This is a genomic window from Niameybacter massiliensis (genome assembly GCF_001282685.1).
Classification (GTDB): Bacteria; Bacillota; Clostridia; order Lachnospirales; family Cellulosilyticaceae; genus Holtiella; species Holtiella tumoricola.
This window is the reverse complement of the sequence record NZ_LN875030.1, coordinates 44,563-60,447: the sequence shown is the minus strand read 5'-3', so window position 1 is coordinate 60,447 and position 15,885 is coordinate 44,563. Positions and strand designations below refer to the sequence as shown.

Annotated in this window: 18 protein-coding genes and 1 other RNA gene; 3 read left to right on the top strand and 16 right to left on the bottom strand. The window is 34.4% G+C overall.

All coding sequences use genetic code 11. The features are described 5' to 3' along the window. Positions 1-2: 2 nt before the first annotated feature. The 9 genes from BN2390_RS00640 to BN2390_RS00600 all read right to left on the bottom strand — a co-directional run bounded on the left by BN2390_RS00640 (position 3) and on the right by BN2390_RS00600 (position 8,008). Positions 3-1,133 carry an ABC transporter permease gene (locus BN2390_RS00640; RefSeq protein WP_053982432.1) on the bottom strand — a complete coding sequence of 377 codons (1,131 nt, stop codon included), beginning with the start codon at positions 1,131-1,133 and terminating at the stop codon, positions 3-5. Beyond that, on the bottom strand, positions 1,130-2,170 hold the full coding sequence (locus tag BN2390_RS00635; RefSeq protein ID WP_053982431.1) for an ABC transporter permease: 1,041 nt from the start codon (positions 2,168-2,170) through the stop codon (positions 1,130-1,132). Before BN2390_RS00635 ends, BN2390_RS00640 begins: the two co-directional genes overlap by 4 nt. A gap of 10 nt (positions 2,171-2,180) precedes the next feature. Next, the gene (locus BN2390_RS00630) at positions 2,181-3,116 is read right to left on the bottom strand and encodes an ABC transporter ATP-binding protein (RefSeq protein WP_053982430.1); all 936 of its coding nucleotides are present in this window, start codon (positions 3,114-3,116) and stop codon (positions 2,181-2,183) included. 101 nt (positions 3,117-3,217) lie between these two features. Beyond that, a complete protein-coding gene (locus BN2390_RS00625; protein ID WP_053982429.1) occupies positions 3,218-3,838 on the bottom strand; it encodes a response regulator in 621 nt (206 codons plus the stop codon). 4 nt (positions 3,839-3,842) lie between these two features. Beyond that, entirely contained in the window at positions 3,843-4,961 is a 1,119-nt protein-coding gene (locus BN2390_RS00620; protein WP_053982428.1) for a sensor histidine kinase, read from the bottom strand. Between the two features lie 71 nt (positions 4,962-5,032). Further along, entirely contained in the window at positions 5,033-5,611 is a 579-nt protein-coding gene (recR, locus tag BN2390_RS00615; RefSeq protein ID WP_053982492.1) for a recombination mediator RecR, read from the bottom strand. A gap of 23 nt (positions 5,612-5,634) precedes the next feature. After that, a complete protein-coding gene (locus BN2390_RS00610; RefSeq protein WP_053982427.1) occupies positions 5,635-5,973 on the bottom strand; it encodes a YbaB/EbfC family nucleoid-associated protein in 339 nt (112 codons plus the stop codon). Positions 5,974-5,985: 12 nt separating this feature from the next. Further along, positions 5,986-7,593: a DNA polymerase III subunit gamma/tau gene (dnaX, locus tag BN2390_RS00605; RefSeq protein WP_053982426.1), complete on the bottom strand. Its 1,608-nt coding sequence runs from the start codon at positions 7,591-7,593 to the stop codon at positions 5,986-5,988. A 55-nt stretch (positions 7,594-7,648) separates the two neighbouring features. Next, positions 7,649-8,008 (bottom strand): arsenate reductase family protein, encoded by a 360-nt coding sequence (locus BN2390_RS00600; protein ID WP_053982425.1) that lies wholly within the window; start codon positions 8,006-8,008, stop codon positions 7,649-7,651. Between the two features lie 134 nt (positions 8,009-8,142). Between BN2390_RS00600 and BN2390_RS00595 the strand changes: the two genes are divergently transcribed. Next, entirely contained in the window at positions 8,143-8,403 is a 261-nt protein-coding gene (locus BN2390_RS00595) for a hypothetical protein (RefSeq protein WP_207642815.1), read from the top strand. Positions 8,404-8,483: 80 nt separating this feature from the next. On the opposite strand, the gene ffs is transcribed toward BN2390_RS00595, so the two are convergent. From ffs to BN2390_RS00585, 3 genes are all read right to left on the bottom strand, one after another. Further along, positions 8,484-8,748: signal recognition particle sRNA large type (gene ffs, locus BN2390_RS21285), an RNA gene on the bottom strand. A gap of 68 nt (positions 8,749-8,816) precedes the next feature. Beyond that, on the bottom strand, positions 8,817-9,257 hold the full coding sequence (locus BN2390_RS00590) for a hypothetical protein (RefSeq protein WP_053982423.1): 441 nt from the start codon (positions 9,255-9,257) through the stop codon (positions 8,817-8,819). Positions 9,258-9,325: 68 nt separating this feature from the next. Next, entirely contained in the window at positions 9,326-9,784 is a 459-nt protein-coding gene (locus BN2390_RS00585; protein WP_053982422.1) for a nucleoside deaminase, read from the bottom strand. Positions 9,785-9,894: 110 nt separating this feature from the next. Here BN2390_RS00585 and BN2390_RS00580 point away from each other — a divergent pair, with 110 nt between their 5' ends. Then, a complete protein-coding gene (locus BN2390_RS00580) occupies positions 9,895-11,322 on the top strand; it encodes a spore germination protein (protein WP_053982421.1) in 1,428 nt (475 codons plus the stop codon). Between the two features lie 74 nt (positions 11,323-11,396). Then, on the top strand, positions 11,397-12,197 hold the full coding sequence (locus BN2390_RS00575) for a protease inhibitor I42 family protein (protein ID WP_053982420.1): 801 nt from the start codon (positions 11,397-11,399) through the stop codon (positions 12,195-12,197). A 29-nt stretch (positions 12,198-12,226) separates the two neighbouring features. Here the strand turns inward: BN2390_RS00575 and BN2390_RS00570 are convergent, their stop codons facing one another. The 4 genes from BN2390_RS00570 to BN2390_RS00555 all read right to left on the bottom strand — a co-directional run bounded on the left by BN2390_RS00570 (position 12,227) and on the right by BN2390_RS00555 (position 15,880). Then, positions 12,227-12,661 carry a hypothetical protein gene (locus tag BN2390_RS00570; protein WP_053982419.1) on the bottom strand — a complete coding sequence of 145 codons (435 nt, stop codon included), beginning with the start codon at positions 12,659-12,661 and terminating at the stop codon, positions 12,227-12,229. Positions 12,662-12,762: 101 nt separating this feature from the next. Further along, positions 12,763-13,341, bottom strand: coding sequence for a restriction endonuclease (locus tag BN2390_RS00565; RefSeq protein ID WP_053982418.1), 579 nt, complete (start codon positions 13,339-13,341; stop codon positions 12,763-12,765). Between the two features lie 77 nt (positions 13,342-13,418). After that, positions 13,419-14,210 (bottom strand): endonuclease/exonuclease/phosphatase family protein, encoded by a 792-nt coding sequence (locus BN2390_RS00560; RefSeq protein ID WP_053982417.1) that lies wholly within the window; start codon positions 14,208-14,210, stop codon positions 13,419-13,421. A gap of 5 nt (positions 14,211-14,215) precedes the next feature. Further along, entirely contained in the window at positions 14,216-15,880 is a 1,665-nt protein-coding gene (locus BN2390_RS00555) for a PTS transporter subunit IIBC (RefSeq protein ID WP_053982416.1), read from the bottom strand. Positions 15,881-15,885: the final 5 nt, after the last annotated feature.

Below are 15,885 nucleotides of genomic sequence, written 5' to 3'. Positions count from 1 at the left end.
TTCTATTCTTGTTCTTGATAACTTGATGTCAATATTAAACTCACTAAAATGAGCACTGTTGCAATAAGTACTGCAATGCCTAATCCACTTAACATATCTTGTATTGGTCGATTATAAACCATATCTTCATAGCCTTTTACAATCCATCTAATAGGTGAAAGATAAGATATATTTTGAATCCATGTAGGCAATAATTCTATAGGTAAAAAAAGATTACTCAACATACAAAGTGGTGTAAGACCTATCCCCATAATTAAATAATAAGTCATACTTTTTTTACTAATAGCAAGGATTAATAAGCTTATCGAAATTCCTACAATACAAAGCACTACTCCGATAATAAGAAACTTAAACCCATCTAGATTAAAATCTACCTTTATCCATTTCATCCCGCAAAACTGAATAATAATCTGGGTAAATACAATGATAAAAGCTCCTACTACATGCCCTAAGATATACTGATACTTCTTCAGTGGTGCTACAACTATACGTTCATACACATAGTATTCTCTTTCTCGCATCATAGGACTAAGGCTAATCCCTACAGTAATAAGAAACATCATTACAAAGAAACTAAAGCTAATCTTCATGGTCATCATTGTCTTTATATCATTTAAAACATGAATCTTAGGTTCACTTTGTTTGACTTCCTCATATAAGCGATAAAAGCCATCTTCACTTTGAGATGCTTTAATTAATTGATTAAAATAGTTCACTTGAGTCGTAAAAACTTCCTTTAAAGTTTCTATCTTACCACTTACTTGATCTTCTTCTAATCGTACAAACTCATAAGGCATAGAGTCCTTTTTCAGAGCTTCATAACTATTATCATACGCCATTATTATGCCTAAGTCTATGTTGTTTAATCTAACTGCGTCCTCTAATTTTCCCTTATCCTTGTAATGAGTAATATTGACTTGAGCTGCTATAAGCTTTTCTTCTATCAACTGTGTCACATCACTTGTATCTTCTACATAAATCCCTATCGCTCCTATTGCCATCACCTGACCATCATTAAATAGAAACTGTGTAAACACTGATAGGAGTATAGGTACAAATAAAATCAATATTCCCCAAGGCCTTAGAAAAAACATTCTTATATTATGCTTTGCTATTTTTAAGATTTGATTCATAAACTCTCCTCCCCCCTTCTAAGCTTCAATACAACAATTCCTAATAGAATTACAAAAATAATTACTATATACCCTATAAAAGAACCCCTATTCATTAGCTGACCTGTTTGTATAATATCTTCTAATTGTTCTACTAAAGGCTTAATAGGAGATAAATTTGTGATTTTACCTAACTCAAACATAGGCATTAGTTTGCCACTAAGTATAGCTGAAAATGTAATAATAATAGAAAGGATATTTTCTCCCATGTCTTTCTCTCTTACATACAACCCTATCGTCATCCCTAGAAGCGTTGTTAATAAGCTTGCAATGAGTAATATTAAAATTGTAATGGTAGGTACTTTGAAAAAGTGCACATTAAAAATAACTTGATAGCATGCCGCTGTTACTATTCCCATGATCCAGATAATAAAGGAACTTGTCGTATACTCCATTATAAATAACTTATAGGATGATATAGGAGCTGTTAAAGCACGCCATCCTACAGCTTGCTTCATATAAAATATTTGATTGATACCAAAGCTCCCTCCTAACATAATCCCAAATACTAACATGGTCACTACTAATGGCGTTAAAAAATCACTAGTTCCTTTGCCTTGTATAATCGTTTCTTCTATTACTATGGCTTCTTCTTGTAATACTTGCATCTTTACTTGTAATCCATATCTACTTGCAAATTGCTCTAGTATGCTGATAAGTGTACTTTCCTCTATCATGTCTCCTGATTGATTAACTACGCTTATCACCTGCATGGTTTCATCAATCTGAATAACCAAAGCTGCTTCTTCCTCTTGTACAAGCTCTAACTGTATGGATTCTTCATGAGAAAGTTGCTCCATGAAACTAGATACAGCTCTCGTTAATACCCCCTCTTGTTGCTGTACATGAACACTTAAAGTAATAGCCCCATCAACATTATTCGTTACTGTAAACATCTTTACAAAGATTATTGTAAGCATAATAGGAAAGATACTCATAAGTAAAAGTGTCTTGTAATCTTTTAGCTTCCGTCTTAAAATGTTTAGCCATATTGTCATCTAATCCCTCCTAATCTCTAAGCGCTCTCCCCGTTAAGTTTAAGAACACATCTTCTAAATTTAGTTCTTTCATATGGATATCCGTAAGCTCTGCTCCACCTTGTATCAATACCGCTATAATTTGATCTAAGTTGGTCACTTCTCTCCTTGAATAAATGGTTAAAACATTACCTTCAAACTGAACACGTTCTACTCCCTTTACTACAAGAAGCTTCGCTTCTTCAACCTTTGAAATTTCTCTCACTGTAACTTGTAGTGTTGAACATTCCTCAATCAAATTAGCTAACATCTCTTTTGTACCTAATGCAATAATATCGCCTCTGTCTATAATGGCGATTCTATCACAGATGCTTTCTGCCTCCTCCATATAATGGGTTGTATAGATAATAGTCGTCCCCTTTGCCTTCAAAGCCTTAATAGACTCTAATATATAATTTCTAGACTGTGGGTCTATCCCTACTGTCGGCTCATCCATGATAACAAGCTTAGGTTCATGCACAATGCCACACGCTATATTTAGCCTTCTTTTCATGCCTCCGGAAAAATGTTTTGATTTATCCTTCATTCGATCTTCTAAACCTACAAACTTTAATGCTTGATTAACCTTATCTTTTAGCTCTTTTCCTTTAAATCCATAAAGACTTCCAAAGAAGCTTACATTTTCATAAGCACTTAGCTCCTCGAAGATTGCAATTTCTTGAGGTACTACACCTAATTTCTTTTTAATCTCTACGGAGTCTTCCTCTATATCTTTACTCATTATTTTTACTTCACCCAAGTCTTTTTTCTTGACCATACTTAAAATATTAATAAGCGTTGTCTTACCCGCTCCATTGGGCCCTAACAATCCAAAGATTTCACCTTCATCTACTGAAAGATTTATATTTTTAAGAGCGATAAGTTCTTTAAAGTTTTTGTATAATCCTTTAACTTCTACTATTTTCATGTTTTCCCTCCCAAACTTCTCTATTTTATATTCCTATTGTAATAAAATAAGATGTTACTTTTCAGTACTAAAAGTAACATCTTACTATGACTTTAGTCATATCATTTTTTTAAATACGCTATCGCAATTTGTGTGCGATGTTTAAGGTCCATCTTAGTTAAAATAGATGTCATATAATTTTTAACTGTTCCTTCAGATATGTATAATTTACTTGCTATTTCTTTATTTGAAAGTCCTTCTGCAACCTCTTCTACAATCTCCATCTCTCTTTGAGACAATCCATAAGTATTCCAGTCCACCTTATGATTTGTTTCTACATTCCCTATACTCTTCAGTACATCTGGGTGGAATACACTATTCCCACTGGCTACTGTTCTAATAGCATGTACAATATGATCTGGCGTACTATTTTTAAGAATATATCCATCTGCCCCATAATATAAGGCACTCTTTATAAGATCATCTTCATCAAATGTAGTAAGAACTAAATAACGCTCTTTTTTCTCCTCCTGACTTTTTTGCTTTAATACTTCTATCCCATCCATAATAGGCATACGCAAATCAAGCAAAACCAAGTCCGCTTCATTGTGTTTCAAAAAATCTAAGCATCCTTTTCCACTCTCACAAGTCCCAATAACATCTAGATCCTCAAAAGTAGATAAAATAAGCTTTAGGCTTTCTCGAATGAGTATATCATCATCTACAAGCAATACTTTAATCATTTTCTTACCTCTTTATCAACATAATCGTTTCAAATCCATTATCTATATTCAAAATAAGCTTACCACCAACGCCTAGCGTTCGTTCTTCTATTCCTATTAACCCTAAACCTGATTTGATAGGCCCCTTTATAAAGCCATTATCCTTAAAACTTACTTTAATCAATTGATGTAATACTTCAATCTTCACTTCAAATTGATCCCCATTAGAGTATTTCATAAAATTAGTTAAAGTTTCTTTTAAGTTTTCTTGTATAACAAACCATATATCTAAGCTAATTCTTTCTAAATCCCCTTTATAAATAAGTTCACTTACTATGCCAGATTTTTCTCTAAATCCTTCTAGTATCCCTTTAACCTGACTTAATCCGCTTTCACTTGCCGCTGGTTTTAATTCTTTAAGAGTATAACGTACTTCTTCCATTCCTCCTCTTAAACTTTCTATGACTCGTGTCATAAGCTCTAAGCCTTTGGCTTGGTCTTTAATTATAATTAACTTAATCGCTTCTAGCTGCATAACATTTCCTGCTAAGAGATGCCCTATTTTATCATGCAACTTCTGTGCTAGCTGATTACGTTCAGATACCTTTGTAATATAAGCTGTTTGTTTCTTTTCTTGCTTACTAGCTTCTACTGCATGCCCTAAAGAACTTATCTGTCCCATAAGTATGGTTCTTTGCTTATTAAATGCCTCTAGCTTACTCCTATCCCAGTAATGACAGATCTCAGATATAGTTAGTACACTATATATAAACCAATTAACCAGTATATGTTGTATATTAATGAATCCTATACCTAAAATTCCAACTAATAGAATTACCTTCTCCATAGGATTGCTTATATCACACCAATAGGCTAATAATACTAAAATTAATAGAATCATGAAAATCGGATATTGTCCTATGACTAATACACTTAAATAGGCCATATCTACACTTAATAAAATCTTTTTAACTGCTACAGTATGTACAACTTGGCTAGACAAATAAATAATAAGATGTATGGACAACAATAATATAACTTGCTCAATAGACACTTGTCCACCTAACACGTTTTGTCCACAAAACACGTTTTGTCCACAAAACAATACAGCTAGCCCCTGTAAGAAGAATTCTCTTCCTTTCATTCTAGCCTCCTTAAGTAATAAAAATAGGAGTTACCACAAAACAATTGCTTTATGATAACTCCTGATGTTTTCTATATTTCGCGTCTTCCTTGTAAAGCACGTGATAAAGTAACTTCATCTACATACTCTAAGTCTCCACCTACTGGTACACCATGTGCAATACGTGTTGTCTTGATACCCAGCGGTTTAAGAAGCTTACTCACATACATAGCTGTTGCTTCTCCCTCAATATTAGGGTTAGTAGCAATAATTACTTCTTCAATTTGCTCTTTTTGTATACGCTCAAGTAATTCTTTAATTTTAATATCACTTGGCCCTACTCCCATCATAGGAGAAATCGCTCCATGAAGAATGTGATAAAGGCCTTTGAACTCTTTTGTACGCTCATAAGCAGCCATATCTCTTGAGTCTTCAACAACCATAATTTGATGTTGATTACGCGCATCATCTTTACAGATTGGGCATAACTTATCATCTGTGATTGTACAACAGCGCTCACAATAACTAATGTGTTCTCTTGCATCAATAATTGTGTTTGCTAATTGTTGTACCTTATCTTTTGGCAGACTAATGATATGAAAAGCTAGTCTTTGAGCTGACTTTGCTCCTATACCTGGTAGCCTTGATAACTCTTCTATAAGAGATATCATTTTGTTGCCATAGTAGCCATTCACTAGAATAAGCCTCCTGTTGGCATACCACCTGTTAATTTGCCCATTTCTTTTTGACTAAGTTCTTCAGCTTGGCGAATTGCTTCATTAACAGCTGCAAGTACTAAGTCTTCTAATGTTTCAATATCATCTGCATCTACCACTTCTGGTTTGATTGTAATAGATTTAACTTCTTTGTTACCAGTAGCAACAACTTCTACCATTCCACCACCAACTGTAGCAGTTACTTCCATTTCACCAATTTTAGCTTGTGCTTCTTCCATTTGTTTTTGCATTTTTTGTGCTTGTTTCATAAGTTGTTGCATATTAGGCATTCCGCCACCAAATCCTTGTCTTGCCATTGTGTAATCCTCCTAATTTATAGTTTCTATTTTATAATTTATTTTTGAATAAATATCTCTAAGTGTACCACTAATCGATTGTGTTACATCGTTTTGTGGCATTTTAGTTCCATGTGTTTCTTTAACTTTAGATTCATAGTGTTTCACATCAATCGGTACAACCTTAACTTCTTTTTGCATCGTTTGGTTAATAAGTTTACGTACTTCTTCTATATGTGAATTAATACTAGGCTCCATATTTACACCATGTACAATATAGAAAGTATCTCCCTCTATAAGTCCTGGAGAAGTTGATTTGAACACAAGCTTAGCTGCTGTTCCTAGCTTCTCTTTGATACCATCCCACTTCCCTACAAGTGCCTTAATATCTTCTGGTACAGCTTCTGGAAGTCTCGTTGGCACAATTTCCTTTTCTGGTTCTTTAGGTGCTGCTTGATGAACAACTTGAACTGGTTCACGCGCTTCTAGTTTTTCAAGTTTTGCCTGAAGTGCTAAGAGCTTCTCTTCTAGTCCATTAGAGGATTCATCTACTACAGCTTCACTTAACCTAAGTACTGTAACTTCTAATAAAATACGTTGATTCGAAGCTATTTTCATCTCTGAATCTAACTCTGAAAACACTTTGATATATTGCATCAATGCATGAACATCTATTCCACTTGCCTGTTCATTAAGTCGTGCAATATACTCCTTGCTATAGTCTAACACACTCGTATCACCCTGTGTAGTCTTTACAACCAATAAATTGCGCGCATGTCCTAGAAGGTCAAGTGCAAACTGTCTAATGCTGCGTCCTTGCGTATTAACCTCTTGAACTACCTGAAGAGCCCTCTTACTATCATATGTGCTAAATGCATCAATCATATCAAATAAGTAATGTGTATCTACTGCTCCTACTAAATAAAGCACCTTATCTACAGTAATATGCTCATCAAAGTAGAAAGAAATACACTGTTCTAATATACTTAAGGCATCCCTCATACCACCATCTGCTAGACGTGCAATATAACTTAATGCTTCATCTTCAATATCTATCTTTTCTTCTTCCATGTATTCATGTAAGGTTTCTTGGATAGAAGTAGCTGGAATACGCTTAAAGTCAAAACGTTGACATCTAGATAATATGGTTACAGGAATCTTTTGAGGATCCGTTGTTGCTAAAATAAAGATGACATGAGCAGGTGGTTCTTCCAGCGTCTTTAATAAAGCATTGAATGCACCTGTAGAAAGCATATGTACCTCATCTATGATGTATACTTTATACTTTCCCACTGCAGGGCTATACTTAACCTCTTCATTGATCTCACGGATATTATCTACCCCGTTATGAGATGCAGCATCTAGCTCTATAATGTTAATACTTGCACCATCTTCAATTTGTTTACATGCTTCACATGCCATACAAGCTGAACCATTATTAGGATTAGTACAGTTAACTGCTCTTGCAAAGATTTTAGCAATAGTCGTCTTCCCTGTTCCTCTACTTCCTGTAAAAAGATAGGCATGAGAAATACGACCTGTTTTTATTTGGTTTTGTAATGTCCTTACAATATGTTCTTGTCCCACAACTTCATCAAATGTTCTAGGTCTATACTTTCTATATAGTGCTAAATAACTCATAGCCTATTCCTTTCTCATTTTGGTATGATTTTCTTTCTATATTATACCACAAAATCTATTTTCTAAGTGTCTCTTCGTAAGCTTCTTGTTTAAATCCTACAAGGACTTTATCATCTGTTACTAAGATAGGACGTTTAATAAGCATGCCATTAGAGCTTAAAAGTTCTAATGCTTCATCTATAGAAAAACTTCCTACTTTATCTTTTAAATTCATTTCTTTATAAAGTTTGCCTGATGTATTGAAAAAATTTTTAACTTCTAGTCCACTTTTTTCAATCCATGCTTTCAGCTCTTCTTTTGTTGGTACCTCTTCAACGATATGTCTATCTTGAAATTCTACTCCTGTATCTTTTAAACAGTTTAATGCTTTTTTACATGTAGTACATTTTGGATATTGTACGAATAAATTACTCATCTAAAACACTCCTTATCTTTTGATTTATTTTGTCCCCTCTTCTTACCTCAATGTATATACTGATATAGAACAAATTCTTTATGTCTTAATTTTTTAAATGAGGTGAAATAATGTCCTATATCATATCTCCTTCAATGATTAACTACGTATTTGTAAATGATTTAATCGAAATCCAACTAGAGGAGCCTCCTAATAACAGAAAATGGGAACTTGATCTCCCTCGTGGCTTCCAAACTATAAAAGGTAGTTATAACCCCAATGGCTATACATTAATTAGAAAATGGGTTATACAACCTCTTGTTCCTGGTGAATTCACCATCTATTGCTACTATCGCCAGCTTTGTTGTGGTAACCCTATCGTAGAAACAAGGGCCTATAGAATTATTGTTCAATAGTATATTATACACAAAGTGGCTCCTGAAAGATTATATCCTTCAGGAGCCTATTTATATACGTTATTATATGCTTTTTAAATCCGTGCACTCAGCTTCGACATTAGCCCATAAGCGTGACCCTAGTAGTTAACTCCGACTAGGCACTCTCACGGCACATAGAGCGTGCTCCCTTAGTGCTGCTTCCTTCCGGACCTGACACGATTCAAGAGTGCCTATTGCGTAAGACCTAATCATCAACATCACTTGCTAAGGGCAGACCCTACAAGATACTGCCTCGGCTAGAGCATCACCCCTGCTACAGCGGGTTGCAGGTACAGGGCACCGCTACTTCCCCGGCTAGCACGGAAAATGGTTGACATATGAAAATGTCATGTAAATAGTATAACGACTTTATGGCACTCTGTCAATGCCTGTTATTCTCCTAAAACTTGTAAAAAGCGTGCATAGTGATCTTTTGCAATAACTTTAAATAATTCAATTGTACATTTAACAGCTGTTCCTGCATCAAAGTTTGCTTCATGTGCATGGAAAATAGCAGAAGTCATAATTTGTCCTGTTGGAGTAAGCACATATTTTACTGTTGGATACTCAAAGTGGATTTGATTAATTACTTTTAGCATTTCTTCTCTTTTTTCTTCTGGCACTTCAGCTACAATAAGAGATTGCATAGTCACATAGATTGAATCATCTATAATAAACATGAATTGTTTTTTATCGTCTTCTCTCACTGGGTACATACTTCTAAAGAGTATAGCATGTTCCTTTTCTTCTTCCTTAAACATATTTACGCCATCTGTTTCGATAAGAAAATCTCTGAAGATTCTCGCCTTTTTATGTTTTGCTGTAACGTTCATTGAAGTTTCCCCCATTTCTTTTTTTCGGACTACCCCTATATTATATCATTGATTAAACAACTCTCCAATTACTTTTTTTGACGCATTTTTTTGAAGTATTCTTTTAAAATTGCTGCACTCTCTTCCGTACATACGTCACGTATAACTTCGCATCGGTGATTCAGCTCTTCTAATTGTAAAATATTAAGTACAGAGCCTCCAAAACCAGCTTTAGGGCTACTTGCTCCATATACCACTTTGGGGATACGTGCTTGTACAATAGCTCCTGCACACATTGGACAAGGCTCTAATGTAATATAAATAGTACACTCCTCTAAACGCCAATCCCCTATATATTTACAAGCTTCATCAATGGCCAGTATTTCTGCATGTGCCAGGCTATTTTTATCTGTATTTCTTCTATTGCAAGCTCTAGCAATAACTTCACCATTATGTACAATAACTGCACCTATTGGCGTTTCATCAAGCACATAAGCTTTATTTGCCTCTTCTAATGCTATCTGCATATATTGAATATGTTCTTCCATTTCATTACCTACCTCACCATTTCTTTGCCTCTATTGTAGATAAAAATGTATATTTTGTATAGTCCTGCATATGCTAACTACATTATTTCTAAAAACTGGGTGGTTAAACAATGAAACTAACTTCGAATTTACAAGAAAATTTACATGCGCTCCACAAAATTTTACCTGTTGGTAAATCTTTTGACCTTTTAGAGAAGGTCCTTTATATTCATGGTCGTACCTTTTATCTTTACTTTCTAGATGGTTTTGCTAAAGATACAAACTTAGAATATATACGTCGTGATATCTATGCCCTACCAAAAGAAGAACTAGACAAAGTGCATTCAGCAGAAGAGCTCATTCGCTTAGGTATTAGTTCTATAGAAGTCTCTACTGAAACAGACATAGATGAAATGGTTAAGGCTCTCCTTGCTGGACAAACTATCTTACTCTTTGACAACTCCAGTTCTGCTGCAATCATTGACTTACGTACTTATCCTACTCGTGGCATTAATGAACCTGAAAAAGAAAAGACTATTCGCGGTGCTCGAGATGGCTTTGTTGAAACAATCGTATTTAATACTGCACTTATTAGACGTCGTATTAGAGATCCACATCTTATTTTTGAAATGATGAATATTGGTCAGGTCTCTAATACAGATGTAGCTATTGGCTATCTTAGTAATAAAGTAGATAAAAAGCTCCTAAAAAAAGTTAAAGATACACTTAATCAATTGCACGTTAACGCACTCACAATGGGTGATCAAACACTTATTGAAAGTATTAATGAAGAAAAATGGTTCAATCCTTTTCCTAAAGCACGTTACACCGAGCGCCCTGATGTGGCCGCTGCACAAGTAACTGAGGGAAAAATTGTTATCTTAGTAGATAACTCACCAACCGCTATCATTGTCCCTACAGGTATCTTCGACTTCCTGCAAGATGCAGATGACTACTATGTTCCTGTTATTACTGGTAATTATCTACGCTTTGTACGTCATATTATTTTCCTTGTGAATCTATTTTTGACGCCTGTATATGTCCTTATTGTACGTTATGAATCTATGATTCCATCATCGCTCTCCTTCTTACTGCCAGATGATCCACTAAATGTAGCACTCTTTATTCAGTTCTTAGCTCTAGAGGTCGCTGTAGATGGGCTTAAAATAGCTTCACTTAATACACCTAGCTCATTAGGTACTTCATTATCTGTTATCGGTGGTCTTATTTTAGGTGAATATGCTGTTAAAACAGGTTGGGTTGTACCTCATACTATTTTCTATATGGCAATTGTAGCACTTTCTAGCTTTACTCAACCTAGCATTGAACTGAGCTATGGTATAAAAATGATGCGTATGATTATGCTCCTTGGAGCTGGATTATTTGGTATATGGGGATTTGCTATTGCTGTTGTATTAGATATTATTCTTCTTCTAACAACAAAGACTTTTACTGGCGAACCATACCTTTATCCACTTATTCCATTTAACTGGTCTGCCCTTCGTACCTTAATCTTTAGAACAAAAGTTCAAACTAAACAATCTGCAAATAAACATTAATATGAGATATCTATGATTACATTCCTTCAAGTGTTATACTATAAAAGAAGTTAATATTTGAAGGAGTGTGTATCATGCCAAAATTAAAATTAACTCATTTAGTCCTCATTGCTCTAGTAAGTTGCAGTTCTTATGTCTATGCTAATGATACGCCTAAAGAGTTTGTAACAATCCTCTTAGATGGACAAGTAGATACTAAAGTTATTGCCAGTGATAATACAACTTATTTTCCTATTAGACTAATCAATAATTCACTAGGCTATACCCTTACTTGGGATGCTTCTACAAAATCTGTCTTACTAGAAAATGATCAAAACAAAATATCTATAACTGCAGGAAAATCGAATTACATATTAAATAATATAACGCATCAACTTCCAAAACCTATAAAACTTATAGAAAATATACTTTATGCACCTCAAGAGTTCTTTGAACTTGCTTTTAATATCAAACCTACTCATGTGCAAAATAGTATTGAGCTTGTACCATCTACACCAGAACCTACAACGCCAGAAGAACCGGTAGAAACACCCCTACCACCAGATAAGGAAACACCATCTACATCCACTGAAGATCGTGTTCTTCCTCTTTTTGAAGGCACTAATACCTATAACGTTGGTCAAAAGCTTACCATTAAACTCGAGGAAAATCCTTCTACTGGCTATAAATGGCAAGTAACCTTCCCTGAAGGTATTACTATCCTAGAAGATTATTTTACGCCTAGTGGAACAAACTTACCTGGTGAAGGCGGAGAACATACTTGGATTATACGTGCAAATGCTGTTGATACATATGTCATTGAATTTAAAAAAGCCCGTCCTACCGAACCAGATAATGTCATTGATACTAAAGTATTTAAACTTAAAACTAAATAAAAAAGAGGTGAATATATTCACCTCTTTTTTTATTCCATAATAATAGCTTCATTATTCATATCATCTGACATGCCCATGTCGCCACCCATATTCATGCCATCTTCCATATTCATCCCATTATCCATACTTTGATTTGATCCACCAAAACTTCCAATGAATGTAATAGATACAAGTGCAATGCAAGTAACGCCTACCGCTACCCAGCTCCACCATTGTTTGTACCAAAGCTTGCCACCCTTTATTGCAACAAAAAGAAAGACTGGTAAAATTGTAATACCAATAATCATACCTTTCATGATCTCACTCTTCTCTTGAAGAAGTGTTTGTCCTAATGATGGTATTGCAATAAATAAAGTAACAATAATAGGAATACTAATAAGGCAAATCCCTAATATAATAGAACCTATTGAAAGCGTTGACTTCTTTACTACATTCTCAACATTTTGTTTTGTTTCTAATTGCATTAAATTACCCCCTGTTTATGTCTTATAGTTTAACAATATACTAACACAAACAGGGGCACTTATTAATAATTTTTCCATTATTTATTATTACAATATGATTACTATACTTCTTGTGTACTAGAAGATACTTTTGTTGTTTCTTTTTCATTTGTTACTTTCATAATCTTTTTTAATAGTTCTTGTTGATCAATCAGGTTTACATGATTAGCCTTTGCAAATTGCTTTGCCTTTTCATTATACGTACCTGTTGTAATCAGCATACACTTGTTAGCTTTATAGAGATTCATACTTCCATATACTTGTTGAAGTGGTAAAATTCCAATCTCCTCTGCACCACTTACACACTTAATGCAAATTATATCCTGCTTTTTCCTCGCAATGATATCGCACCCTAATTCATCTTTAGATTTCAACAAATCAATAAAATACCCTAATCTCTTATAAAGATTAGCAGTATACGCTACGAATTCATCTTGTTCCATTTTCTTAATCTGATTAATATCTGAACACATTAAAAATGTCTTTTCTCTATCTCTACGTACACTCTCCATTCCAAGTAAAAGTAAAGCTACAATAAGTATTTTAGTTAAGGCGCTAATAATATTAGAAGAACGTAATATAAACCAAAAATATAATAAAAGAGCACTAGCAAATAAACTTATTTTAATCCATGTTTTCATTTTCTCACCTCTTAGTGTGATTATGGGTTAAAATAAAGATTTTTATTCACTAGTGCAACTTAAATGCTTACTATATTCTACTTTTGTATCTTCACTTCTACGCCGAAGTGGTCTGATACAATAGGTTGATTCTCACCATTAAAGCATACTTGTGAAGAAATGACCTCAACAGGCTGACTAGACCATACCAAATCTATTCTAAGTTGTTGTTTATTTTCTTCCCAACCATCTATTTTACCCAATACTGTTACACCTGAGTCTTTGTTCCGTGCTAGTGTATACGTATCTTGCCAACCTTTTGAAAGCATGTAGTCATATCCTTCACTCCTTGTATTGGCATTATTATTAAAATCGCCCATTAGGAATGCAAGACGCCCATTTTTAATCTCTTCATCTAATCTATCTACTTGGAATTTAAATGATTCTTCTTCATCATTCCACCAACCTAAATGGCAAGAATAAAAATCAATCAATTCTTCATTATACTGGATCGTTACTTTAATAATCCTTCTAGTCTTCCAGTAGTTAGTATCTGTACCATTGGTAATGAAAAATTCCTCTTTCTCATAAATAGGATGTTTAGTCAAGATACCAAGTCCTTCTTCATACACCTCATAGCCAATATGAGAGAATGCCCATGCATAATCATAATCTGTTACGCCTATTTGCTTTAGCTCATCTAATAATGCGTAAAGATAGTTACCTTCTTTAAGATTATCTCTTACAATTTTGCCATTTTGATGTTGGCTTACTTCTTGAAGGGCTATTACATCATAGCCCTCCTCTTTAATTTGCTTTGCTAAACATTTTAATTTATATGCTTGCTCTTCCTCTTGCCAAGAATGACAGTTAAGCGTTAGTAACTTCATACCTCTTATCTCCCTAAGATATCTTGTATCGTACACTTAAGCACATCTACTTGTGGACCATAGATTGCTTGCACACCATTATTTTTGTGCACAAGACCAATAGCACCATTTTGTTTCCATGCTGTTACATCTCCTACTAAACTAGAATCTTTAACTGTAACACGTAATCTAGTCATACATGCATCTACATCTACGATATTTTCTTCACCACCTAAAAGCTCAATAGCTCTTATAGCTTGCATATCTTTTGATCCTGATGCTTTTGCTAATTTTGCTCCATCTCCTGCCTTTATATCTTCAGCCTCATCGTCAATATAGTTACCTTTACGTCCTGGTGTTGCAATGTTGAATTTCTTGATTAAGAAGCTGAATGCTCCAAAGTTAAGGAAGAAAAATACAACACTTGTAATAATAAAGTTTACAATATCCATACCAATTCCTGCATTGACCATCATTGGTGCACGAGTAAGGAATTCAATAAATCCAAATGCATGTACTCTAAGGTTGATAATATCTGCTAACGCAAATGCAAGACCTGTTAACACTGCATAGACTACATAAAGAATTGGTGAAACAAACATGAACATAAATTCAATTGGTTCTGTTACCCCTGTTAAGAATACAGCTAAAATTGCAGATAAGAAAATAGTTTTGTATTTAGATCTTTTATCTGGATCTACATTTTTGTACATCGCATAAGAAATACCTAATAATGATGCACTTGAAAGAATAACTTGTCCTACTTTAAAACGAGCTGGTGTTATTGTTGTTAATAATTCATTGTATGCTGCCATATCTCCAGCAGCTTTTAAGTTATTAAGGTCTGTAATCCAAGCTAACCAAAGTGGATCTTGCCCTGCTACGACTTGTCCTGCAGCTGGACCTGTTAACATTGTGTATAAACCACCAAGCTCTGTATAGTTAACTGGTACTGTTAACATATGATGTAATCCAAATGGTAAAAGAAGTCTTTCTAATGTTCCATATACAAATGGAGCTAATACTGGAGCTGTATCCTTTGATGCAGCTAACCATTGCCCAAAGCTATTTAAACTACCTTGAATGAATGGCCATACAATTGAAAGGAAAATAGCCATTACTGTTGAACCTACAATAACCATGAAAGGCACAAAACGCTTACCATTGAAGAATGCTAATGCTTGAGGTAATTTATCAAAGTTATAATATTTATTATATAAGTATGCACCTAAGAAACCTGAAATAATACCGATAAATACACCCATATTTAATGCTGGTGCACCTAAAATAGATGTAAAGTAATCTGGTACTGTAAGTTGTTGACCAAATAAGCTTGTTACTGCTGCACTACTATCGCTAAGCATCCCTGCACTTACACCAAAGATTGCACCTGTAATTCTATTTGTTAAAATAAATGTTAATAATGCTGCAAATGCTCCACCTGCACGGTCATTTGCCCAAGATCCCCCGATTGCTACTGCAAATAAAATGTGTAAGTTCCCAATAATAGCCCAACCAATGTCTTCCATAACTCTAGCTACAGTCTGGAATACTTGAGCATCAAAATTCATCCCAATAAGTTTACCAAATGAAACCATTAACCCCGCTGCTGGCATTACTGCAATAACTACTAATAAGGCCTTACCAAATTTTTGCCAGAAATCGAATGAAAATATTTTTTTGTCCTTCATCTCGC